Raw genomic sequence first — 22,722 nt, 5'->3', positions numbered from 1 at the left:
GCCTGATGTCTTGAGAATTGGTCTCGAAAGCTGTCCCAGAGAATGGCGCCCTTCTAGCACGGAAGGGCGCGAAGTTCTCATCCGCTAGATGGCGGCTTGGTCACAAAATTCAATCGCCCCGGCCGCGACCGGGACTCGTCCCAAGGGGCCCAGGGGGTGGGCGGCCTCCCATCAGCGGCCCGGCCGGCGCGGCGAATTCACCGGCCGGCGGATCGCCGTGTTCGGGAGGAAGTCCGAATCGCGGCGAGATAGGAGGGCAATTTGACCCTGGGGTTACCACCCTCCAGGCCGGGGAACCGATTAATGCGGTTTGGGCGTTGTTTCGGACCGATTCGCGCCAATTTATTAAGAAAATCCGCCTGTCGGGGTGGTTTCGGCCGTGTGCTGGCTGTTGCATTCACGGCCTGCATTTGGCATAGCTCTGCCGTTGCCGGCGAGCGATCGCCGACATCTCGGATGCGGGTGTAGCTCAGTGGTAGAGCACGACCTTGCCAAGGTCGGGGTCGAGGGTTCGAGCCCCTTCGCCCGCTCCAAGATTTCTCGCATGCCCAAGCAATGATTGAACGACAAGCCGCCGTCAGGCGGCTTTGTCGTTTGTGGTGGCGGGCGACCTGCCGCCGCCGCGCTCTTCTTTCTCCCGAACCTGCATGCCATCTTCTGATACCAAGGATTGCAGCGTCGTCTTGTGCCGCGCCGCAAGGATCGTGACACAAGCGAGGCTGGCAATTGTTCGAACGTGGATATCGGCAGCGCCTTGAGGCGGACCTGGTCAAATGGGTCGCAGAGGGCGTGATTTCGGGCGACGCGGCCCATTCCATCCGCAAGGCGCGATTTGGCGAAGAGGCGACCTCGCGCCTGCCCGCCATCTTCGCGATGCTCGGCGCCCTGATGCTGGCGGCCAGCGTCAGCGCCTTTGTTGCCGCGAACTGGCAGGAGATTCCGCGCCTGGTCAGGCTGGTCGGCATCCTCTCGCTGATTGCGGCCTGTTTTCCGATCGCCCTTCTGCTCGGCCGGCGCGCGATCCCATGGGGCGCCGATGCCGCCGTGACATTCGCCACGCTTAGCTTCGGCGCGGGCGTGGCGCTGGTCGGCCAGATGTATCATCTGCCGGGCGACTGGCCGGCGGGAGCGATGCTGGTGGCGATCGGCGCGCTCATCGCGGCCGCGCTGACGGGCAAGAGCGGCCCGCTCGTGATTGCCTTTGCGGCGATGACGGCCTGGTCGTTCGGAAGGTTCGACGACGCGCAATGGCACGAAATCCATTGGCCGTTTTTCCTGCTGTTCGTTCCGGCATTTGCGTTGGCGCTGGGCCGCGAAAATCGCCTGGTGGCGCATGCTGCAGCTCTGGCGCTGGGCGTCTGGCTGGCCACACTGACGTGGGCGCCAGCGGATCGCCTGATCCATGGCGGCATTGCGTTCTCGGTAGCCTACATCGCGATCGGGCTGCTGGCGCTGGACCGGGACTGGCCCGCCGAGTTCCGGGCGCTCCTGCCATGGGGTGGCTGGGCCTTCGGCGTGTTTCTCTGCTTTGAAATCGAACTCGTTCTGGAAAAATCAGTCCGCTCCGCGCACGCCATCGATGCGCATCTCGGCCTTGCTTATGTCGCGGCGGCGCTCGCGCTTGCGGCCCTCGCGGTACTGGCACGGCACAGGGACAACGGGCGGCTTGTGATCATCGCGGCCTGCGCCATTGGCTTGACGATTCCGCTGATGCTGGTGGGCGGCCCCGCAATTCCGAGCCGCGTGCTGATTCCCATCGCCGTGCTCGTCAGCGCGGTGGCCTTGATCGCAGGCGGCCTGCTGGTCGGCCTGCGGACATTTGTCGTGGTCGGCTACGCGGTGTTCGGCGTTTCGATATTGATCCTGCTCTGGCGCACGGTCGGCACATTGCTCGACCAGTCCCTGTTCTTCCTTGCCGCCGGTGTCGTGCTGCTGGGGCTCGCCCTGGGGGCGCACAAGCTCGCGAGCTGGTCGAGGCGTGCCAATGAACAATCCTCGGGGAGTGCGGCCTGATGGGTACGATCGATACTTTCCTTGCGCGCGTCCCGCTGCTTCCGCGCTACATCCTCGCCGCGCTGCTGCTCTGCGGACTGATCCTCGCGATGGTCTATCAACGGGCGGAAATATTGCGAAACGGCCAGGAAGTCCGGCTCGAGATCGTGCCCGTCGACCCGCGCGACCTGTTTCGCGGCGATTACGTCATTCTCGACTATCGAATCTCGGCGGTTGACCTGCCGAAGGACTCAACGAGTGAGTTCAAACGGGGGCAAAAAGTATTCGTGACCCTGCGGCCCGACGAGAACGGCAAGGCGAGGGCGGTCGCGATCTCATCCGAGCGGCCGGCGGTGTCCGGCGCCGATATCGTCATTCTGGGCACGGTGAGCGCGGGATCGGTCTGTCCGCCTAACGAGGCGGGGCTCAGGGTCTGCACGCCCGGAATCCGCGCCGCGCTCGTGAAATACGGGCTCGAGAGCTATTTCGTGCCGCAGGGCGAGGGCAAGAAAATCGAGACGACCGAAAAGGCACGGCTGGAGGTGGTCGCGGCCGTGACGGCTTCCGGCCAGGCGGCGATCAAGCGCCTGCTGATCGACGGCAAGCCCGTCTATGACGAGCCGCCGTATTGACGGGCGGCCGCCCTGCCCGCGGTGTGCTTCTCTATTCGGTCAGAACGTGTCATGCTCTGATACCCTAGGTTGCATACTCATTTCATGCCGCGGGCGAGGCATGTCCCATGAGCCGAAAAATCATCCTGCTGTCCGACGGCACCGGCAATTCCTCGGCAAAAGTCTGGCGCACCAATGTCTGGCGCACCTTCGAGGCGCTGGATCTCTCCGGCAACGACCAGGTCGCATTGTATGACGACGGCGTCGGCACCTCGTCGTTCAAGCCGATGGCGATCCTAGGTGGTGCGTTCGGTCTCGGCCTGCGCCGCAACGTCATCGCGCTCTACAAATTCGCCTGCCGGAACTATCGCGACAAGGACGACGAACTGTTCGGCTTTGGCTTCAGCCGCGGTGCCTTCACCATCCGGATCGTGATGGGGATGATCGACAGCCAGGGGCTCGTCAAGGCCGATAACGAGGTTGAACTGCACAGCCTGGCGAGTGCGGCCTACCGTGCTTATCGCAAGGACCGCTACCCCAAACTGAGATTTGAACGGCCGTACCAGTGGATCCGCAACAAGTTCGGCCCGCACTACCCGCCAAGAGAGGTTCGCAGGAACGTCAAGATCAGGTTCATCGGGGTCTGGGACACGGTTGCCGCCTACGGCATGCCGGTCGACGAAATGACCCGCGGCATTCATGACTATATCTGGCCGCTTGAACTGCCGAACAAGCATTTGTCGCCGAGCGTCATGCGCGCCTGTCAGGCGCTGGCGCTCGACGAGGAACGCACCACCTTCCACCCCCAGCTCTGGGATGAAACCGCTGGTATCCATGGTGCGGCATCGCCGGCCGAACCCGGCGGGAAGCGCTTCATCAAGAACGAACGCATCAGCCAGGTCTGGTTCGCCGGCGTGCACACCAATGTCGGCGGCGGCTATCCCGACGATGCGCTGGCTCACATCCCCTTCGTCTGGATGATCACCGAGGCGAAACGCTGCGGGCTGAAATTCAAGTCGGATTATGCGGGCCAGCCGCCGAGCCCCGACCACATGATTGCCGATCCCGACACGTTCAAGAACGCGATCTCGAAGCGCGACAAGGACGGACGGCTGTACGATCCGCGCAAAGGCGTTGGCGGCTATTACCGCTACGGACCGCGTAAGCTGGTGCCGGCCTTCTATCCGAAGAAACTGGAAGAAGACGAGGTCGACGTCATCAGCGCCAAGATTCACGAGACTGTGTTCCGGCGCATCGAGAACAACGCGCATGCCTACGCGCCGGTCGGCCTGCCGCCGTACTACGAAGTCGTCAAGGAAGATGGCGAGATCGTCTCACCCGACACTTTCAGCATCGCGCCGTCGACACAACCGTTCGAGACCAGCGCGGCCGCGGCGCAGCGCGCACTGGCGCAGGAGCATGTCTGGAACTGGGTCTGGGCACGCCGTATCGCCTATTTCGCTACCGTCGGCGCGACGCTGTGGCTGGTGATCTTCCCCCTGGTCTCCAGTGCGCCACGCTACGATGAATATACCAGTCCGATCCGGTGGGTGTCGGACTTCGTGCGCTTTGCGTTGGGACTTCTTCCAACCCTCGCATCGACCTGGGCCGACGGTTATGCACGCGCGCCAGCCTGGTTTCTGGTCATGGTGGGCCTGGTCTCGGCGCTGTTGTATGTGAACTCGTGGATCGCGGGCCGGACCTCGCGCTTGATGGCTTCGATCTGGCGAAAATCGCCGCAAGCGCCGACAGGCCTTCCCGACAACGGGATTTACGGTCTGCGCAGCAGTCCGCTTTACATCCATTTCCACGACAAATTGAAGACCATGATCGCGCCTTTCCTGTTCGCGGTGATGTTCATCTATCTCGGATTGGCGTTTGTCAGCCACCTCGCTTACGACGGCTTCGACACGGCCGGACTAACCTGCGTGCGTCGAGATACCGATCCAAAACCTGCGGTGCTGGCCGTCAACCAGACCGCGCGCGTCGAATTCAAGACGTCGGATTTGTGCAAGGCGACCGGCATCCTGCTGCAGCATCGCGGCCGCTATTATGTGACGATTCAACCCGGCGCCAAAAGCGGCGAAGACAAGCAATGGTTCAATGGCCTTGCCCGCATCGGCACGCCGGTCGGGGGCTTTTCCAGCAAGGAGCGGCCGCAATGGTACGAGCGTGTCTATCTCTGGCTATTGCTGCCGATGCGGCGGGAATTATCCAAGGACTGGTTCCGCATCGTGCTGCGTTTTGGCAATGTCGGCGGCGAGGAGGACTCCTACGAGCCCGATCCCTATGACGACATCATCCAGTTCAATATCACGCCGACGATTGCGCCCAACGGCAAGGAAGAATTGTTCGTCTTCGTCAACGACGCCGTGATCGGCATTCCCGGTCTCTATGATTTGCTCTACCGCAACAACCACGGCACCGCAGTGCTGTCGTTGAGGCGCACGCGATAGCGCGGTTATCCCGCGGCGATCGCGGCTTCCGGGGCGACAATTCATGTCGGCGGCCAACGAGTTGCCGCACCACGGCAGAGCCGATCAGGCCCGTCCCACCGAGAACCAACACGCGCACGATCTGCCTCGCCTGTGGAAGCCCGCCCACCGGGACGCGCACCGTTCGATCCGGACGCCGCGCTCGCTTCAAACGAATATTGCGGTGCAGCGTCCTTGAAAAAGTCCGAAAACAAAACCCGACGAAGAAAAGTTTGCACTCAATCTAATTTCGTCTGACAGGGTAGCGCAGCCCACGCTTTTCTCCTGAAATAGATGTGCTACCATTTTACGGTCTATTCCACCTCACCTGACCAAGTTCGCCTCTCGAACGTTCAAATAATAACAGGCGCAGCCCCCCAGGCTGCATAGGGAGTGACGCGATGAAATCGGCTTTCCATCGATCTATTCTTGCGCTCACGGCGATCCTCGTTGTCGCGGCGGCCAGCCAGGCCAACGCGCAACAGAAGCCGCTGAAGAAATACGAATCCGGCACCAAGGAATTCTGGACCAACCCGCCGCCCGACTGGTTTCTCGGCGACGAGACCGAGGCGCAGAAGGGGCAGGCGCCGCCGTCCGGCCCGCCGACCGGCGCGACGGACGCCGAACTCGCCAAGCTGATCCCGAAGATCAAACTGCCGGCGGGCTTCAAGATCGAGGTCTACGCCTCCAACGTTCTGGAGGCGCGGCAGATGGCCAGGGGTGACAAGGGCACGCTGTTTGTCGGCTCCTTCAGCCTCGGCAATGTCTACGCGATCAAGGACAATGGCGGCAAGAGAGAGGTCAAGACTGTCCTCAAGGGCCTCACCATGCCGACCGGCCTCGCCTTCGTCGATGGCGCGCTCTACGTCGTCGCGATCAACAAGCTGATCAAATACGAAAACGCCGAAGCCAATCTCGACAATCTCGGCGCCGGCAAGGTGGTGTATGACGACATGCCGTCCTACGTCGCGCATGGCTGGAAATACATCGCGGTCGACAAGGAAGGCTGGTTCTACCTGCCGTTCGGACCTCCCTTCAACATCGGCCTCCCGCCCACCAGCCTCTCGCAGATCCGCCGCGTCGATCCCAAGACAGGCAACGCGGAAATCTGGGCGCTCGGCGTCCGCAACAGCGTCGGCGGCGACGTCGATCCACGCTCGGGGCGATACTGGTTCACGGAGAACGCGCGGGACTGGATCAGCGACGACCTGCCGAGCGACAAGCTCAACATGATCTCGAAGATCGGCGAGCATTTCGGCTATCCCTACTGCCACCAGGGGAATATGCCGGATTCGAAATTCGCGATGGGTCACAAGTGCTCGGAATTCACCCCGCCCGTGCTCAATCTCGGCGCGCATGTGGCGCCGCTCGGCATGAAGTTCTATACCGGCAGCCAATTCCCCGCCGAGTACAAGAACAACATCCTGATCGCCGAACACGGCTCCTGGAACCGGAAAAAGTACCAGGGCGCCCGGATCAAGCGCGTCATCGTCGGTCCCGACGGCAAGAACGCCAAGCAGGAGATCTTTGCTTCCGGCTGGCTCGAAGGCGACCAGGGCTATCTCGGCCGTCCCAACGACATCATCATCGACAAGGACGGCTCGATCCTGGTGTCCGACGACTGGGCCGGTGCGATCTATCGCATCAGCTACGCCAAGAAGTAAGGCGCAAACGAACAGGCGAGGCTGCGGTTACTCGGGATCGAGTGGCCGCAGCTTCGCGTTTTGGAATGGAACATGCTCGTCATGCCCGGACTTGATCCGGGCATCCATCAACGCAAAATTTCTTGAAGAGAGATGGATGGCCGGGTCAAGCCCGGCCATGACGACGGGAGAGCTATGATGCGACTTGCGTTTACCGGGGTCCTACTAGCAGCAGCGATGATCTGCGGCCCCACCCATGCCGCCGATATCGCCGCCGGCAAGGCGAAGGCCGAATTGTGCGTCGGCTGTCACGGCGAGAACGGCATTTCGCAAATGGAAAACATTCCCTCGCTGGCGGCGCAGCCGGACATGTTCATCCAGTGGCAGCTGGTGTTCTACCGCGCCGGTGCCCGCAAGAACGAGCAGATGCAGCCGGTCGTCGAGCAGCTCAACAACGAGGACATCCGCAATCTCGGCGCCTATTTCGCGCAGCTATCGCCGCCGAAGGCGCCGGCCGACGACAAGCCGGATCTGTCGAAGAAGGGCGCGCAGGCGGCCGTGGGCGGGCGTTGCGCGTCTTGCCACCTGCCGGACTACGCCGGCACCAAGGCGGTCGCCCGCGTCGCCGGGCAGCGTCAGGATTATCTCATCAAGGCGCTGCACGACTACAAGTCAGGGGTGCGGTCCGGCGGCGGCATGGCGGCGATGGCGAGTGTCGCCTATTCCCTCAGCGAAGAGGAGATCGAGGCGCTGGCGCATTATCTGGCGCATTTGTAATTGCTGTCGTCCCGGCGTTCGCCGGGACGACAACGAATAAAACCTCACCCCCGCTGCTTTTCATACGCCTTGAGATGGGTGTAGGTGATGCGCAGTTTCGGCACCGGAATTTTCGCGGCGTCGGCACGGGCGACGAGATCGCCGATGACGTGATCGGCTTCGACCGGGAATCCCGTCTTGACGTCGCGGAACATCGAGGCGGTCATGGGCGAGCCTTCCGCGGTCAACAAACCGCGGGTGCGCTGGAAGAACGGTCCACCGGGCGCAAAGCCTTCCGCTGATGCGACCGCGCTGCATTCATCGAGCATGCCGAGCAGGAAATCCTTGCCGCCCGTCACCGCCAGGATGTTGCCCACCGAAGTGCGCATCAGGCAGGTCGAGGCCGCCAATGAGGCCAGGAATACCCACTTTTCCCACATATCCTGCATGATGTGTTCGCTGGCAACAGCGCCAATGTTGCCGCTGGTGAAGATTTCAGAGATCGCACGGACGCGATCCGACATCTTGCCGTCGCGTTCGCCGAAATTGAGCGACTGCATCGGCGCCAGCTGCACCACCTCGCGCGCCTCGTTGAGCGTCGCGGCAATCGCACAGAGGCCGCCCAGCACGCGCTCCGCGCCAAATCTTTCGTCGAGCACGTTCAGGTGCAGCATGCCATTGAGCAGTGGGATGATCGCGGTATTTGGGCCAACCGCCGGCGCAAAGGACCTGATCGCGTCCTCGAGATCGAACGCCTTGCAGCTCAGCAGCACTACGTCGAATTTTTCGCTGAGCTTGTCGGCCTGCACCGTCGGCGGATTCTTCAGCGTGACGTCGCCGGCAGGGCTCTTGATGACGAGGCCGGCGGAGGCGAGTTCAGAGGCCCGCTTCGGCCGCACCAGAAACGTCACGTCGCGCTCGGCCTGAAGCAACCTACCGCCGAAATATCCGCCGATGGCGCCGGCGCCGACCACGAGAATGCGCATCGTTCAACTCCGTTTTGTTCTAGCTTACTTCATCTAGAGAGCCGGAGATATCACGGTCCTCGTCATGCCCGGCCAGTAGCGCGAAGCGCGTCTTCGCGCTAGGTGTGCCGGGCATCCACGTCTTAACACCGCAGCAGCAAGCAAGACGTGGATGGCCGGGTCAAGCCCGGCCATGACGGAAAGAGCGTCCTACCACTTCTCCCCGAACGGGCGAATCTCCAGCTCGAACGTCCAGGCGCTGCGCGGCTGCTGGTAGAGCTGCCAATAGGCCGCCGCGACCGAGGCCGGCGGCATCAGCAGATCCGGATTGTCGAGGGCTTCCTTGCCCCAGAGCTGTTCGCGGCGCTCGCGCACCCAGGCGGTATCGACGCCGGAATCGATGATCAGATGCGCAACATGGATGTTCTTTGGCCCGAGCTCCCGCGCCATCGATTGCGCCACCGCGCGCAGGCCGAATTTCGCGCTGGCAAAGGCAGCAAAACCACTGCCGCCGCGCAGGCTCGCGGTAGCGCCGGTGAAGAAGATGTTGCCCTGGCCGCGCGGCAGCATCAGCCGCGCCGATTCCCGGCCCGCCAGGAAGCCGGCCCAGCAGGCCATCTCCCAGACCTTTCGAAACACGCGGTCGGTGGTCTCAAGAATCGGGAAATTGACGTTGGCGCCGACATTGAAAATGCAGACCTCCAGCGGCGCGTGCGCGTCGGCGTCGTTGAGGAAGGCGGCGACCTCGTCCTCCTTGCGCGCATCGAGCGAGCGCGCCACGATCGACCCGCCTGCTGCCTCGATCTCCTTCTTCAACGGCTCCAGCTTGGCGCCGTCGCGCCGGCCGGCGAACACGGTGAAGCCTTCGGAAGCGAATTTCTTGGCAATTTCGCCGCCGATGTAGTCGCCGGCACCGATCACCGCGACGGTGGCGTTTCGTTTTTGCATTGGTGAACTCCGCTGATTCTGTGTCGCCGTCATTCCGGGATGGTCCGAAGGACCAGACCTCAGGTGCGCAATTGCGCACCGGGGAATCTCGAGATCCCGGGTTCGCTTCGCGCCCCGGGATGACGACTGCGTCGTCATTTCCCCGAAATCATCTCCTCGACTTCGCGCAACTGTTCCTTGCCGAAGAACATCTCCTTGCCGACAAAGAACGTCGGCGAGCCGAATGCACCGCGCTCGACCGCGGCTTGCGTGTTCTCGATCAGCTTTGCCTTTACATCCGCGTCCTGTGAGCGGGCCAGAAGTTTGGCGGCATCGAGGCCGGAGGAGGCCAGTGCCTTCGCCGCGACTTCCGGATCGTCCATCTTCTTCGGCTCGACCCACATGTGATGAAACGCAGCTTCGACATACTTCTCGAACACGCCTTCCATTTGCGCGGCGACTGCTGATCGCATCAGGTTCAGCGTGTTGACGGGAAAGAACGGATTCCAGGTGTAGGGCTTGACGCCAAAGCGCTTGACGAAGCGTTCGGTCTCGATCGCGTGGAACTCGCGCTTGTTCTTGACGCCGGCGAGCGTCTCGGCCGGCGACTTGTTGTTGGTGGCCTTGAAGATGCCGCCGAGCAGCACCGGAACATATTCGAATTTCGCGCCGGTGCGCTTTTCGATCGCCGGGATCGCCTCATGGCTGAGGAAGGCGTTGGGGCTGCCGAAATCGAACAAGAATTGCGGATTTAGGCTCACGGCGGTCTCCCTCGGATGGTTCTTATATGATCCCTATCATTTCAACCAACCTAGCGGGTCCGATCAGCCGGATCAACCGGACTTCGTCTCAAGCTTCACGGTGAAATGCCGGAACTGCCAGCCTTGCAGCATGGTCCCGCACATCCGCGGGCCATTCGGCGATTAACTGCTCGAAACGTTTGGCGTCGCTCGCGAACAGTGCGCGGATCGCTTCCTCGAAATGCGGCCGGTTGCCGGCCATGGTCGACATGAAACGATAGGCGGCCTCCTGCGCAAGGCGGATGCGATCGCTGCCCTCGTTGTTGCGGCGCGCCTCGTCGACCAGTTTCCGGATTGCGACCGAGGCGCCCCCTTTTTGCTGCGCCAGCCAGTCCCAATGCCGCGGTAACAGCGTGATCTCGCGCGCGACCACGCCGAGTTTCGGGCGGCCGGGACCGCGCGGGGCGGCGAGGGCGGTATCTTCATCCGTGGACGGTGGCTCCGGCAGCGGAATCCGCGCCACGACGTCGTCGACCGAGCCGCGGAAGTCGACATCGACCAGCGCGCTGGTCCTGCCGTTGAAAATCAGGATCGAGGCCTCCGGCTGCCGCCCGAGCGCCTGCCTGGCGGAACGGGCGACCTCGCGCAGATCGCCCGATCCGACGCAGCTGTCTCCTTCAAAAGCGATGTAGGCGGCATCAGATGTGGGATTCACGGCTGTTCCTCGATTCTACCTTGGATATTACCCGGGTAAATTAGGTCTGTCAAAGTCCCATGACCCGCCTTGAAGGCATCTCGACTTTCCCGTGCCCGGCTGGCACCAACGCGGCGGTCAATTTGGGGAGCGGCTATGCTGACGGTGCACCATCTCAACAATTCCCGCTCGCAGCGCGTGCTGTGGCTGCTCGAAGAGCTCGCCGTGCCCTACGAGATCGTGCGCTATCAGCGCCAGGGCGACATGCGCGCGCCGAAAGAGCTGCTCGCCATTCACCCGCTCGGCAAGTCACCCGTGATCACCGACAACGGCAACACCATCGCGGAATCCGGCGCGATCGCCGAATACATCATCGCGACCTATGGCAACGGCAAACTGATCCCGGCGCCGAATACGCCGGAGCGGCTGCGCTACACCTATTGGCTGCACTATGCGGAAGGATCCGCGATGTCGCCGCTGCTGCTGAAACTGTTGTTCACGCTGATGCCCAAGCGCGCGCCGGCCTTGCTTCGGCCATTGGTGCGCAAGGTCTGCAATACGGCGCTGACCACACTGGTCAATCCGCAGCTCAAGCAGCACATGGATTACTGGGAAGGCGAACTGGCGAAAAGCGAATGGTTCGCCGGCAGCGAATTCTCCGGCGCCGACATCCAGATGAGCTTTCCGCTGGAAGCCGCCGCCGCGCGCGGCGGGCTGGAGGTCGGTCACCCCAAGGCAATGGCGTTCCTCGAACGCATCCACGCCCGTCCGGCCTATGCGCGCGCGCTGGAAAAGGGCGGGCCGTATGTGGTGGGACGCTAACCTCTCCCGCGCTTGCGGGGTCGAGACGAGCGAAGCTCGCTCTTAGGTTGACGCGCGACGCGCGGCGGGTGGGGGCTCTCTCCACACGAACAGTCTGAATCGCGGAGACACCCCAACCCCGGCCCTCCCCCGCAAGCGCGGGAGAGGGGGAAGATTCACGGCCCCACCACCGCGATCACTTCCTTCACCAATCGCGCGAGCCCGCCGATATCGCCGGTCGGATCGACGCTGTCGCCGAGGCGGACGACGACGAGACGCTGTAACGGCATGATCATAATGCGCTGGCCGAGATCGCCGGCCGCAAAGAACGCGTCGCGGGGAATGCCTGATCGCACGCGTTCTTTGGCGTGTGCATGCTCGCTGCGATTGGTCCAGAACCCGGCGCCATAGTCGGTGTCGAGTGTCGCAGCGGCCGAGAAATCCACCCAGTCCTCGTGCAGCAGGCGTTTGCCGCCGACAACGCCGTCATTGACAAACAGCAGCCCGAACCGCGCCCAGTCCCGCGCGCTCGCCAGCATGTTGGTCGATCCCTGCAGCGTGCCTGTCGCGTCGAATTCCAGCGTGACGTCGCGGATGCCGAGTGGATTGAACAATTCGCGCCACGCAAACGCCAGGCTCTGCTCCGGTCCGCCGGCGGCATCGCGAATGATCCGCGCCAATAGCTGCGTCGTCGGGCTGGAATAGGCCCAGCGCGTGCCCGGCGGCGCGACAAGCGCAGCGTTGACCGCGAAGCCGGCCATGTCGTCCTGCAGATAGACCATCTCGCTGAAGCTGTCGGTTTCGTCGAGCGCCAGCCCGGCGGTCATGCGCAAGAGATGCTCGACCTCGATCTCGCGCCTGAGATCGCCGCGCCATTCCGGTATCGGCGCGGGCATCGAGGGCGTGACAAGCCCTTGCTGGGTCAGCACCCCGATCAAGGCATTGATCACCGACTTGGTCATGGAAAAGCCGAGCAGCGGCGTGTTGACGCCGATGCCGCTGGCGTAGCGCTCGGCGATCACCTTGCCGTCGTGCACTACGACCACCGCCTTGGTACGACGGAACGGCGGCTCAGCCCGCTCCTCGAAGGCGTGCTCAAGCGCGGCCTTCAATGCGGGATTGGACGGCGCCACGACATCGGGGCCGGCAATCTCGCCCAGCAGCGGCGGCGATTTCGGTACCTTCAATGCGTCAATGTCGCTCTTGAGGATATACGGCTCCTTCGTTCCGTGCCGCAGCACACAGCCGAGCCCTTCATGATAGACAGCGCGGCTGCCAAACATCCACGCCGCCGACGCGTCAACACTCATCGCAGTGTGATCAACGTAAAATCGCAGCGCCGTGCGCAGGCGGCGCAGTCCGGGACGCTCGATAGTTTCCGAAAACACGGTTTGCGGATCAAGGCCGGAGACGAAGGTCTTGGCGCAGACATTGTGCGCCACCACGCCGGTGGCGATGCGGATCGCGCGATCAGGACGGAGGATGATGCAAGCCGCCGCCGGCACGGCCAACACCAACCCGACAACGACCCATTTACGCCAACCCACGCGCCTCTCCGCAGCCGACCCGACGGCGCAAGCGTTCTAGCCCGACTTCTGGGCCGCGCCAACCGAAGGCAGCGCCTGCACGGTGACGCCGGGTGGCGGGACGTCGTCATCGGGCACGAAGAAGTCCGACATCAGCGGCACCGATTTGTCGACACGGTAAGGCTCGAAGTCACGCACGCCGCTGGCATAGAGCACCTTGTCGTCGATGCAGAACTGCCCCGTGAATTCGCGGGAGGGTTTGGTGAAGATGACGTAAGCGGCGTCGCCCATGATTTCAGGCGTGCGGCTGGCACGCATCATCGCGTCGCCGCCGAGGAGATTGCCTACCGCGGCGGTCGCGATCGTGGTGCGCGGCCACAGCGCGTTGACGGCGACGCCTGCGGATCTCAATTCACCTGACAGCCCGAGCACGCACATGCTCATGCCGAATTTGGCCATCGTATAGGCGGTGGAATGCTCGAACCATTTCGTCTTCATGTCGAGCGGCGGCGACAGCATCAGGATGTGAGGGTTGGCGGCCTTCTTCAGATGCGGGATGCAATATTTCGACACCAGGAAGGTGCCTCGCGTATTGATACCCATCATCAGGTCGAACCGCTTCATGTCGGTCATCTGCGAATTGGTCAGGCTGATGGCGCTGGCATTGTTGACGCAGATGTCGATGCCGCCGAACTCGGCCACGGTCTTGTCGATCGCCGCGATCACCTGCGCTTCGTCGCGGATATCGCAGAGCACTGGAAGCGCCTTGCCGCCGGCAGCGCGAACCTCGTCGGCGGCGGTGTAGATCGTGCCCTTGAGTTTTGGGTGCGGCTCCGCGGTCTTGGCCGCGATCGCAACATTGGCGCCGTCGCGCGCGGCGCGCAGCGCGATCGCCAGCCCGATGCCCCGGCTGCCTCCGGATACGAACAGCGTCTTGCCTTTGAGGGATGTCATGGGACGACTCCAGGTTAGGGACGCACAAATGGTTATGCTCCCTCCCCCCTTGCGGGGAAGGGTCGGGGAGAGGGGTGGCGTCATCGGGACTACCCGTGTGGACCCCTCTCCCTAACCCTCCCCCGCAAGGGGGGAGGGAACGACCGAGCAAGATTGAAGAACAATCCTACGCCGATGCGTTCGTCAGGCAAACCGGCAACAGCGAATCGAAACCTATTGCCCCGCCGCTTCCGCGCCGCGGGTGCGCGGATCGGGCGCGCCGAGCAGGCCGGTGGGCGTCACGGCGATGGAATTGGCCGAGGTCTGGCCGAGCGGCACGATCACCTGATGCCCTCTGGCTTTCAGGGCGTCGAGCGTCTCTTGCGGAAAGCCGCGTTCCGCCCGCACTTCGTCGGGCATCCATTGATGGTGCACGCGCGGCGCGGCGACGGCAGCCGCAACATCCATCTTGTAATCCAGCGCGTTCACGACGATCTGCAGCACCGCCGAGATGATGCGGCTGCCGCCGGGCGTTCCCGTCACCAGCACCGGCTTGCCGTCCTTCAGCACGATGGTCGGTGACATCGACGATAGCGGCCGCTTGCCCGGGCCGGGCAGATTGGCCTCAAAACCCACCAGCCCGAAGGCGTTGGAGGCGCCGGGCGCCGCGGTGAAATCGTCGAGCTCGTTGTTGAGCAGTATGCCGGTGCCGTCGGCGACCAGGCCGACGCCATAGGGGAAGTTCAGGGTGTAGGTGTTGCTGACGGCGTTGCCACGGCTGTCGACAACCGAATAATGCGTGGTGTTGCTGCCCTCGCGTTGCGGGGTAATTTTCAAGACATCGGCCGATGGCGTTGCGCGTTCCGGATCGATGCTGGCGCGTTGCCTGGCGGCGTAATCCTTGGCGAGCAGGACTTGCATCGGTGCGTTGACGAAATCGGGGTCACCTAGATAGCGGGCGCGGTCGGCATAGGCACGCTTCATCGCCTCGATCATGACATGCAGCGAGGGGGCCGAGCCCTGCTTCATGTCGGACATCGGAAAGCCTTCGAGGATGTTCAGCGTTTCCAGCAGCACCGTGCCGCCCGACGACGGCAGCGGCATCGAGACGATGTCGTAGCCGCGGTAATTGCCGCGCACCGGCGCGCGGAGCAGCGCCTGATATGATTTCAGATCGTCCGGCGTCATGATGCCGCCGGCACTGCTCACCGCCTTCGCCAGTTTTTCGGCGACCGGTCCTTCATAGAAGCCACGCGGGCCCTGTTCGGCGATCGCGGTCAGTGTGGCCGCCAGATCAGGCTGGATCAGCCGGTCGCCGTCACGCAGCTGCTCACCATCGGCACGGGAGAAAGATTTGGCGGAATTCGGCCAGCGCGCCATCCGGCGATACATGTCGGAGAGTGTGTCGGCCATGTCGTCGGCGACGATAAAACCGTCGCGCGCCAGTTCGATCGATGGCTGGATGATTTGCGCGAGGGTGAATTTGCCGGAGCCGTATTTCTCCAGCGCGAGCGCCAGGCCCGCCACGGTGCCGGGCACGCCGATGCCGAGCGCCGAATTGCGCGATTTGTCGGTGTCGGGTTTGCCGTCGGCGCCGAGATACATGTCGCGCGTGGCAGCGGATGGGGCGGTCTCGCGATAATCGATCGCGACGTCTTCGTTGCGCTCGGCGGAATGAATCACCATGAAACCGCCGCCGCCGATATTGCCGGCGCGCGGATAGGTCACGGCCAGCGCAAAGCCGGTCGCGACCGCGGCGTCGACCGCGTTGCCGCCCTGCCGCAAAATGTCGGCGCCGATGCGGGCCGCGAGTTTTTCCTGCGCCACCACCATGCCCTGTTGGGCGGATACGGCGCGAACCGTGGCAAGGTCCGGCGGTGTATAGAGGCGGCGTTGCTCCTGCGCATAGGCCGTTGTGCCTGACGCAACGACGAGCGTGATGGTCACCAGCGCGCTACGCCACTTATTCGTGCAGAAAATCATCCAAAATCCGCCGCAGTTGGAGCCGGTGTGATGCCTGGCAATAGCACACGCATGATAATCGCATGCTATATGGGTTCGAATTCGACGGGCAAAACGCCTTGTCGTGATCGATGAAGGAAATTCCTGGGTATGACGGTGATTGCTCCTCAGGCATCTGGCGCTGATACTTCAAGAAAATATCCGCCCCGCGCCGCCGTCGTCAGCTGGATCTTCTTCGACTGGGCCGCGCAGCCTTATTTCACGTTGATCACCACCTTCGTGTTCGCGCCGTATTTCGCAGGCTTCGTCGCGCCGGATCCGGCGACCGGGCAGGCGCTGTGGGGATTTGCTACCGCAGCCGCAGGCCTGATGATTGCGCTGATGTCGCCGATCCTGGGCGCGATTGCCGACGCCAGCGGCCGTCGCAAGCCGTGGATCGCAGGATTCGGCTTGTTGCTGGTGATCGGCTCGAGCCTGATGTGGTTCGGAAAGCCCGGCGATCCCAGCATTATCCCGACACTGCTGCTGTGTTATGCGATCGCAAGTGTCGGCGTCGAATTCGCCACCGTGTTCAACAACGCGATGATGCCCACGCTGGTGCCGCCGGACAAGATCGGACGGCTGTCCGGCACCGGCTGGGCCACCGGCTATGTCGGTGGTATCCTCAGCCTGATCCTGGTGCTTGGTTTTCTCGCCGCCAATCCGCAGACCGGACGCACGCTGTTCGGGTTCATGCCGCTGTTCGGCCTCGACCCGGTGACGCATGCGGGCGACCGCATCACCGGACCGCTGACGGCGCTGTGGTTCATGCTGTTCACGCTGCCGATGTTTTTGCTGACGCCGGACTATCCGGCAAAGCTTCCGATGCGCGCGGCGTTGCGCGAAGGTTTGAGCGAGCTGAAGCAGACGCTGCGCGAATTGCCGAAGCAGAAATCGCTGGCGACGTTCCTGCTCGCCAACATGATCTATACCGACGGGCTGGTGTCGCTGTTTGCCTTCGGCGGCATCTATGCGGCGGGCACGTTCGGCTGGCACACGATCCAGATCGGCATCTTCGGCATTGTCGCGGCGGTCGCGGGCGTGTTCGGGGCCTGGCTCGGCGGCAAGCTCGATGATCGCGTGGGGCCGAAGCGCGTGATCGCGATCAGCCTCTTGGTGCTGCTGCTGGCGCTCGCCGCCATCCTGCTGGTCGACAAGGATTCGATCCTGTTCGTGAAGGTGGCACCCCCCGTGCCCGGCGGACCGCTGTTCTCGGGTGCGGCCGAGCGCGCCTATCTCATCCTCGGATGCCTGATCGGCGGCGCCGGCGGTCCGCTGCAGGCGGCGTCGCGCACGCTGCTGATTCGTCTCGCGCCGCAAGATCGCATCGCGCAGTGTTTCGGGCTGTTCGCGCTGACCGGAAAGGTCACCTCGTTCGTCGGACCGCTGCTGATCGGCGTTGTTACGGCGGTGACTGCGAGTCAGAAGGCCGGCATGGCGCTGCTGGTGGTGTTTTTTATTGTCGGGCTGGCGCTGCTGTTGCGGGTTAGGGCGCCCGTGTCGAGTAGTCCGTCACCCTGAGGTGCGAGCACTTGCGAGCCTCGAAGGGCGGCGGACGGGAGTATGGAGCTCATCCTTCGAGGCTCGGCGCAATAGCGCCGAGCGCCTCAGGATGACGGCGGGGATCCTAATGCCGGAAATGCCGCACGCCCGTGAACACCATGGCGATGCCGTGGTCGTCGGCGGCCTTGATCACCTCGTCGTCGCGCATCGATCCGCCGGGCTGGATGACAGCGGTGGCCCCGGCTTCGATGCAGGCCAGCATGCCGTCGGCGAACGGGAAGAACGCGTCTGACGCGACCACCGAACCCTTGGTCAGCGGTTCGGCGAGTTTCATTTCAGCCGCGGCATCCAGCGCCTTGCGGGCGGCGATGCGGGCGGAATCGACGCGGCTCATCTGGCCGGCGCCGATGCCGACGGTGGCGAGATCCTTGGCGTAAATGATCGTGTTGGACTTGACGTGCTTGGCGACGCGGAAGGCGAATTTGAGATCGCGCAGTTCGGCATCGGTCGGCGCGCGCCTGGTTGCGACCTTCAGCGCCATGTCCTCGATCACGGCGTTGTCGCGGCTTTGCACCAGAAGTCCGCCGGACACCGTCTTGGCGGTAAGACCCGGCTTGCGCGGATCAGGCAGGCCGCCGACCAGCAACAGCCGTAGATTCTTCTTTGCGGCGACGACAGCGATGGCTTCTTCCGTGGCATCGGGTGCGATGATGACCTCGGTGAAGATTTCGGTGATGGCGCGCGCAGCCTCTGCGTCGAGCGTGCGGTTGACCGCGACGATGCCGCCGAAGGCCGACGTCGAATCGCAGGCCAGCGCCTTCTTGTAGGCGCCGAGCAGATCGCCGCCTTCGGCAACGCCGCAGGGGTTGGCGTGCTTGACGATGACACAGGCCGCGGTGCGGGCCGGGTCGAACTCGGCGACGCATTCATAGGCCGCGTCGGTGTCGTTGATGTTGTTGTACGACAGCTCCTTGCCCTGAAGCTGGCGCAAGGTCGAAACGCCCGGCCGCTTGTCGGGCGTCGCGTAGAACGCCGCGGTCTGATGCGGGTTCTCGCCGTAGCGCAGCGACTGGATCAGTTTGCCGCCAAAGGCGCGGAAATCCGGCGCGTCGTCTTTCAGCTGAAGCGCAAACCAGTTCGAGATCGCGGCATCATAGGCCGCGGTGCGGGCGTAGGCTTTTGCCGCGAGACGGCGGCGCAACTTCAATGAGGTGGCGCCGTTGTTGGCGGCGAGCTCGTCGAGCACGGATTGATAGTCGCTGGCTTCGACGACGACCGCGACATCGTCGTGGTTCTTCGCCGCGGCGCGGATCATCGCCGGACCGCCGATGTCGATATTCTCGATGCAGTCTTCGTAGCCGGCGCCTTTGTCGACGGTCGCCTCGAACGGATAGAGGTTGACCACCAGCAGATCGATCGGCGCGATGCCGTGCGCCTTCATCGCATCAGTGTGTTCCTTGTTGTCGCGGATCGCGAGCAGGCCGCCATGCACCTTCGGATGCAGCGTCTTGACCCGGCCGTCCATCATTTCGGGGAAACCGGTGAGGTCGGAGACGTCCGTCACCTTCAGCCCCGCGGCCGCGATTGCCTTCGCGGTGCCGCCGGTGGAGACCAGATCGACGCCGTGGCCTGCAAGCGCGCGGGCGAATTCAATCAGGCCGGTTTTGTCGGAAACGGACAACAGAGCGCGGGTGACGCGGCGGGGATGGTCAGTCATGGGCAAGATCCTCGGTTAAAGGGGGTGCCCAGGCGCGCGGCAGCTAGTCCCGCGCTTCCCGATGGTACTCCATCCAAGGTCGCCAGTCGCGCGAGCAGGGCTCGGTTAGCAGTTTTCGGCGGGTTTCACAACGGCAGGATCGGTTGTTTCTACAACGGCAATTCCGGTTCGCGCCTGGCGTTGCGGCGGGCGTTGGTGGCCGCGGCTGAGGTCGAGGAGCGCACAAAATTCCAGCGGATCGAGGTTGCCTGCCGCGAATCCTGCCGGATCACGATCTGGGCGGTGCGGCGGGGGCCGTCATTGCCGGCCAGGAAAACGCTGTCCTCGAGGTCGACCTTGTCGTCGAGCGCCTCGAAGGTCCAGACGTCGCGGTTGGGCAGCACCAGCATGACGCCGCGGGCGTCGGAAAGCCGGCTCGCCTTCACGGACGGGTGCAGGTGAAACCGCAAGGCAAAGTCGGTGCCGCTGCCCTTGAAGCGCGAGCCCGGCGCCGGCGACAGCGTATCCTCGCCGTCGAGCCGCGCGCCATCAGGCGCTATCATCAGCACGCGGCGGTGCACGACGCCAAATCGCGGCAGATAGCCGTCATGCGATGTGGTCAGAAGATCGCCGCTCTCCACCGCTTCGCGATAGCTTTCCACATTGGCCGGGCCGCTGGTCACCGGCGCCCCCTGCAACAGCCGCTTCATCGCCGATATCTCGACGAACTGGCACGACGACGTCTCGTGATAGGTCAGGGTCGAATGCGCCGCGGTGCTGCGCGCAAAGGCGCGCCAATTGTCGCGGCCGGTCGAGGGCATGCCGCAATTGACGACGATCCTGCTCGGCCCGGAGGACAATTCGAACGCAAGGCAGCCGGCATGCGCGTCCTGGCTGATATTTGGCGGCGGCGGCGGGCCGGTGTCCATGATGACGGTGGTGGTGCCGGCATCGAGGCGCTGAAAGCCGGTATGCGGCATGTGCGCCATCGGCACGCCGTGGGTGTCGTCATAGGCCAGCAGCGTCGCCACCAGATCGTTCGGCGCGTTGCTCATGCCGTTGAACAGCGCAAAGGCGCCGTCGCCATGGCGGAAGAAGCGCAGCATCGGCATCATGCGGTCGATCGCGTTGAGCAGCGCCGGAGGTGGCGCGATATTGCGCGCGGCAAAGGTCTGGCGCAGCGGCAGCATATCGCTGAGCAGTTCGACCAGCGCGCCGGGATTGCGCGAGATGTGCCCGCCGTCGGGCAGGATCTGCCGCTGCAATTCGTCGGACAGCCGCCGGCTCGCGGAGCGGATATGTTTTGCCTGGTTGGCGAGGCACAGCGAGGCGTAGCAAAGCGCGATCAGCACCTGCACCCGCGGCACGCCGTCGGCGATGTCGAGCATGGTGTAGCGCAGATAGCGGATCTCGCGGGTCAGCCCGCGCAGATATTTGCGATAGAACTTGCCGTCGGTATCGCCGAGCACCAGCGGGGCCTGCGACAACAGCGAGATGACGCGGCGCGCCAGCACATCGGCGCGGCGCTCGAGCGGCCGCTTGCGGCCGGGATTCGAAATCCAGTCGTCGACCAGCGAACGGGCGTTGGCGCGGGTCAGCGCGGTATCGGCCGCGCGCAGATGGCGCAGCCAGCCGAAACCGAGCAGCGCCACTTCCCAATCTTCCGACGGCGGTTCGAGATCGAAGATCGAGCGGCCGTGGCAGGTCACGATCTTGCCGGCGAACACGAAACGGCCGGCGTAGATTTCGGCGGCGCGGGTGGCGTCGGCGGTGCGCAGATCATGCGGCGCGATGATCAGCCGGTCGGCGCGGCCCGGCCACAGCCGCGACAGCCCGACGGTACCGCCGCTGGCGCGCGCCATCACGCCCCGCGCAAAGCGGCTCGCGACCAGCGTCGTAATGCGTCTGCGTTGAGCGACCGACACGCCTAACCTTGATGGGAGGAGATCTTGTGGCGAATCCTTTTAATCCGGAAACGCGCCCAAGACACCATCTTGAAAGTGCGCGAATCACCCGAAGGTCGCGAAAAACAGGTGCAAAATCAGGATTTAACCAGCCGCGCGGCGTAAAATCCATCCAGCCCGCCAAGCCGCGGGTCGTCGTGGGGCAGATGGCAGGGCAGGGTACGCAAATCGCCGTCCGCTGTTACGATCTCGGCAAGGCCTGCGACTTCGCCGGCGTCCACCGGCGCGCGGCGCACGCCTGATTCGGTCGCGAGCAGCGCCGCCACCGCCTGCTCGCCTTCTTCCGGTTCCAGCGAACAGGTGCAATAGACCAGCGTCCCGCCCGGCTTGAGCAGGGCGACCGCCTTTTTCAGCAACCGGATCTGCAGCGCCGACAGCGCCGCGATGTCGGTTTCCTGGCGCAGCCAGGCCACATCCGGGTGGCGCCGGATGGTGCCGGTCGAGGTGCAGGGCGCGTCGACCAGGACGCCGTCGAACGTGCCGTCGCCGCCCGGCCATTCGGCGCCATCGGCCACGACGTCATTGGCCTGCAGCGACAGCCGCGAAAGATTGTCGCGCAGCCGCGTCATCCGCGGCGCCGAACGATCGACCGCGGTGACGCGTGCGCCGGCTTGCGCGAGCTGGGCGGTCTTGCCGCCGGGCGCGGCGCAGAGATCAACGATGCTCTTGCCATTGAGGTCGCCGAACAGCCGCGCCGGCAGTGCAGCGGCGGCGTCCTGTACCCACCACTGACCTTCGGTGAAACCGGGCAGCATCGTCACGGAACCCTGCAACAGGGTGCGCACCGTCCCGGTCGGCAGCGTTTCGCCGTGCAGGCGGGTCGCCCATTGCGGCGCGTCCGACTTGACGGTGATGTCGAGCGACGGTTCATGGCCGATCGCAATTGCCATCTCACGCGCGGTGGTCTCGCCATAGGCCGCGATCCAGCGCGCCAGCAGCCACGGCGGAATGTCCAGCGTCTGCGCCTTGACTTCGTCGATCAGCGGCTGGCCTTCGCGCGCACAACGCCGCAGCACGGCATTGACGAGCCCGGCATATTTCGCGGCGCGTCGGTCGGATTGCACCAGCCGCACCGACAGGTCGACGGCGGCATGATCGGGCACGTCCATCCAGAGAATCTGCGCCGCGCCGATCAACAGCGCGCTTTGCGCGCGCGGCGCGTCGGTCGGAACGCCGCGATCGAGCAGGCGCGACAATAAATGACCGAGGGTGCCGAGCCGCCGCAGGATCGTTGCGACCAGCCGCCGCATCAGCGCGCGGTCGCGATCGGCGAGCGATTTCAATCCGGGATGGGCGCCGGCGCCGTCGAGCTGCTCGTCGAGGGTGCGGTGCTTGTGCAGCACGCCGTCGAGAATGTCGGCCGCTATGCGCCGCGCCGCGAGACCGGGAACTTCGGCAGGAACTGCGAATCTTGAAGGGGGCATGGAGAAGGAATATCTCGGAAGGTGCTGAACAGGGTTTCGGCGCATGCCATTGAAGTGAAGAACTTGGAAATG

The 22,722-nt window shown here is 63.9% G+C and carries 17 protein-coding genes, 1 tRNA gene and 1 riboswitch; of the genes, 8 read left to right on the top strand and 10 right to left on the bottom strand.

The features are described 5' to 3' along the window. Nucleotides 1–458 precede the first annotated feature (458 nt). From JQ600_RS01045 to JQ600_RS01020, 6 genes are all read left to right on the top strand, one after another. A tRNA-Gly gene (locus tag JQ600_RS01045) sits at nucleotides 459–533 on the top strand. A gap of 193 nt (nucleotides 534–726) precedes the next feature. After that, nucleotides 727–2,013: a DUF2157 domain-containing protein gene (locus tag JQ600_RS01040; protein WP_212489635.1), complete on the top strand. Its 1,287-nt coding sequence runs from the start codon at nucleotides 727–729 to the stop codon at nucleotides 2,011–2,013. After that, nucleotides 2,013–2,624, top strand: coding sequence for a GDYXXLXY domain-containing protein (locus JQ600_RS01035; RefSeq protein ID WP_212389494.1), 612 nt, complete (start codon nucleotides 2,013–2,015; stop codon nucleotides 2,622–2,624). The genes JQ600_RS01040 and JQ600_RS01035 overlap by 1 nt, the downstream gene beginning before the upstream one ends. Before the next feature lie 107 nt (nucleotides 2,625–2,731). Further along, nucleotides 2,732–5,059, top strand: a complete 2,328-nt coding sequence (locus JQ600_RS01030) for a DUF2235 domain-containing protein (RefSeq protein WP_212389493.1) — start codon at nucleotides 2,732–2,734, stop codon at nucleotides 5,057–5,059. 419 nt (nucleotides 5,060–5,478) lie between these two features. After that, nucleotides 5,479–6,741, top strand: coding sequence for a sorbosone dehydrogenase family protein (locus JQ600_RS01025; RefSeq protein ID WP_212389492.1), 1,263 nt, complete (start codon nucleotides 5,479–5,481; stop codon nucleotides 6,739–6,741). Nucleotides 6,742–6,918: 177 nt separating this feature from the next. Then, on the top strand, nucleotides 6,919–7,497 hold the full coding sequence (locus JQ600_RS01020; protein WP_212389491.1) for a c-type cytochrome: 579 nt from the start codon (nucleotides 6,919–6,921) through the stop codon (nucleotides 7,495–7,497). Nucleotides 7,498–7,541: 44 nt separating this feature from the next. Here JQ600_RS01020 and panE read toward each other — a convergent pair whose 3' ends face one another. The 4 genes from panE to JQ600_RS01000 all read right to left on the bottom strand — a co-directional run bounded on the left by panE (nucleotide 7,542) and on the right by JQ600_RS01000 (nucleotide 10,823). Beyond that, the gene (gene panE / locus JQ600_RS01015; protein ID WP_212389490.1) at nucleotides 7,542–8,462 is read right to left on the bottom strand and encodes a 2-dehydropantoate 2-reductase; all 921 of its coding nucleotides are present in this window, start codon (nucleotides 8,460–8,462) and stop codon (nucleotides 7,542–7,544) included. A 189-nt stretch (nucleotides 8,463–8,651) separates the two neighbouring features. Continuing rightward, a complete protein-coding gene (locus JQ600_RS01010; RefSeq protein WP_212389489.1) occupies nucleotides 8,652–9,389 on the bottom strand; it encodes an SDR family oxidoreductase in 738 nt (245 codons plus the stop codon). 134 nt (nucleotides 9,390–9,523) lie between these two features. Continuing rightward, nucleotides 9,524–10,129: a 2-hydroxychromene-2-carboxylate isomerase gene (locus tag JQ600_RS01005; protein ID WP_212389488.1), complete on the bottom strand. Its 606-nt coding sequence runs from the start codon at nucleotides 10,127–10,129 to the stop codon at nucleotides 9,524–9,526. 88 nt (nucleotides 10,130–10,217) lie between these two features. After that, the gene (locus JQ600_RS01000) at nucleotides 10,218–10,823 is read right to left on the bottom strand and encodes a DUF2239 family protein (protein WP_212489634.1); all 606 of its coding nucleotides are present in this window, start codon (nucleotides 10,821–10,823) and stop codon (nucleotides 10,218–10,220) included. Between the two features lie 135 nt (nucleotides 10,824–10,958). On the opposite strand from JQ600_RS01000, the gene JQ600_RS00995 reads away from it, so the two are divergent. Next, nucleotides 10,959–11,624 carry a glutathione S-transferase family protein gene (locus tag JQ600_RS00995; protein WP_212389486.1) on the top strand — a complete coding sequence of 222 codons (666 nt, stop codon included), beginning with the start codon at nucleotides 10,959–10,961 and terminating at the stop codon, nucleotides 11,622–11,624. A gap of 155 nt (nucleotides 11,625–11,779) precedes the next feature. Here JQ600_RS00995 and JQ600_RS00990 read toward each other — a convergent pair whose 3' ends face one another. From JQ600_RS00990 to ggt, 3 genes are all read right to left on the bottom strand, one after another. Continuing rightward, nucleotides 11,780–13,150, bottom strand: coding sequence for a serine hydrolase (locus JQ600_RS00990; RefSeq protein WP_212389485.1), 1,371 nt, complete (start codon nucleotides 13,148–13,150; stop codon nucleotides 11,780–11,782). A 36-nt stretch (nucleotides 13,151–13,186) separates the two neighbouring features. Beyond that, nucleotides 13,187–14,083, bottom strand: coding sequence for an NAD(P)-dependent oxidoreductase (locus tag JQ600_RS00985; RefSeq protein WP_212389484.1), 897 nt, complete (start codon nucleotides 14,081–14,083; stop codon nucleotides 13,187–13,189). Between the two features lie 213 nt (nucleotides 14,084–14,296). After that, nucleotides 14,297–16,045 carry a gamma-glutamyltransferase gene (gene ggt / locus JQ600_RS00980; RefSeq protein ID WP_212268575.1) on the bottom strand — a complete coding sequence of 583 codons (1,749 nt, stop codon included), beginning with the start codon at nucleotides 16,043–16,045 and terminating at the stop codon, nucleotides 14,297–14,299. A gap of 129 nt (nucleotides 16,046–16,174) precedes the next feature. On the opposite strand from ggt, the gene JQ600_RS00975 reads away from it, so the two are divergent. Further along, entirely contained in the window at nucleotides 16,175–17,584 is a 1,410-nt protein-coding gene (locus tag JQ600_RS00975; protein ID WP_212389483.1) for an MFS transporter, read from the top strand. Between the two features lie 106 nt (nucleotides 17,585–17,690). On the opposite strand, the gene purH is transcribed toward JQ600_RS00975, so the two are convergent. The 3 genes from purH to JQ600_RS00960 form a co-directional block, all read right to left on the bottom strand. Beyond that, on the bottom strand, nucleotides 17,691–19,283 hold the full coding sequence (gene purH, locus JQ600_RS00970) for a bifunctional phosphoribosylaminoimidazolecarboxamide formyltransferase/IMP cyclohydrolase (protein WP_212389482.1): 1,593 nt from the start codon (nucleotides 19,281–19,283) through the stop codon (nucleotides 17,691–17,693). Nucleotides 19,284–19,302: 19 nt separating this feature from the next. Further along, nucleotides 19,303–19,383: riboswitch (ZMP/ZTP riboswitch) on the bottom strand. 49 nt (nucleotides 19,384–19,432) lie between these two features. Further along, nucleotides 19,433–21,187 (bottom strand): heparinase II/III family protein, encoded by a 1,755-nt coding sequence (locus tag JQ600_RS00965; RefSeq protein WP_212268581.1) that lies wholly within the window; start codon nucleotides 21,185–21,187, stop codon nucleotides 19,433–19,435. Nucleotides 21,188–21,303: 116 nt separating this feature from the next. Continuing rightward, nucleotides 21,304–22,650 (bottom strand): RsmB/NOP family class I SAM-dependent RNA methyltransferase, encoded by a 1,347-nt coding sequence (locus JQ600_RS00960; protein WP_212389481.1) that lies wholly within the window; start codon nucleotides 22,648–22,650, stop codon nucleotides 21,304–21,306. Between the last annotated feature and the right edge of the window lie 72 nt (nucleotides 22,651–22,722).

Origin of the sequence: Bradyrhizobium sp. AUGA SZCCT0176, from assembly GCF_018130145.1 — a bacterium.
Classification (GTDB): domain Bacteria; phylum Pseudomonadota; class Alphaproteobacteria; order Rhizobiales; family Xanthobacteraceae; genus Bradyrhizobium.
Note: the sequence above shows the minus strand (reverse complement) of the source record. Positions and strands in the feature narration are given on the sequence as shown.

Coding starts and splice junctions, on each gene's coding strand:
- JQ600_RS01035 (WP_212389494.1), top strand. CDS start 2,013: ATGGGTACGATCGATACTTTCCTTGCGCGCGTCCCGCTGCTTCCGCGC.
- JQ600_RS01030 (WP_212389493.1), top strand. CDS start 2,732: ATGAGCCGAAAAATCATCCTGCTGTCCGACGGCACCGGCAATTCCTCG.
- JQ600_RS01025 (WP_212389492.1), top strand. CDS start 5,479: ATGAAATCGGCTTTCCATCGATCTATTCTTGCGCTCACGGCGATCCTC.
- JQ600_RS01020 (WP_212389491.1), top strand. CDS start 6,919: ATGCGACTTGCGTTTACCGGGGTCCTACTAGCAGCAGCGATGATCTGC.
- panE (WP_212389490.1), bottom strand. CDS start 8,462: ATGCGCATTCTCGTGGTCGGCGCCGGCGCCATCGGCGGATATTTCGGC.
- JQ600_RS01010 (WP_212389489.1), bottom strand. CDS start 9,389: ATGCAAAAACGAAACGCCACCGTCGCGGTGATCGGTGCCGGCGACTAC.
- JQ600_RS00995 (WP_212389486.1), top strand. CDS start 10,959: ATGCTGACGGTGCACCATCTCAACAATTCCCGCTCGCAGCGCGTGCTG.
- JQ600_RS00985 (WP_212389484.1), bottom strand. CDS start 14,083: ATGACATCCCTCAAAGGCAAGACGCTGTTCGTATCCGGAGGCAGCCGG.
- ggt (WP_212268575.1), bottom strand. CDS start 16,045: ATGATTTTCTGCACGAATAAGTGGCGTAGCGCGCTGGTGACCATCACG.
- JQ600_RS00975 (WP_212389483.1), top strand. CDS start 16,175: ATGACGGTGATTGCTCCTCAGGCATCTGGCGCTGATACTTCAAGAAAA.
- purH (WP_212389482.1), bottom strand. CDS start 19,283: ATGACTGACCATCCCCGCCGCGTCACCCGCGCTCTGTTGTCCGTTTCC.
- JQ600_RS00960 (WP_212389481.1), bottom strand. CDS start 22,650: ATGCCCCCTTCAAGATTCGCAGTTCCTGCCGAAGTTCCCGGTCTCGCG.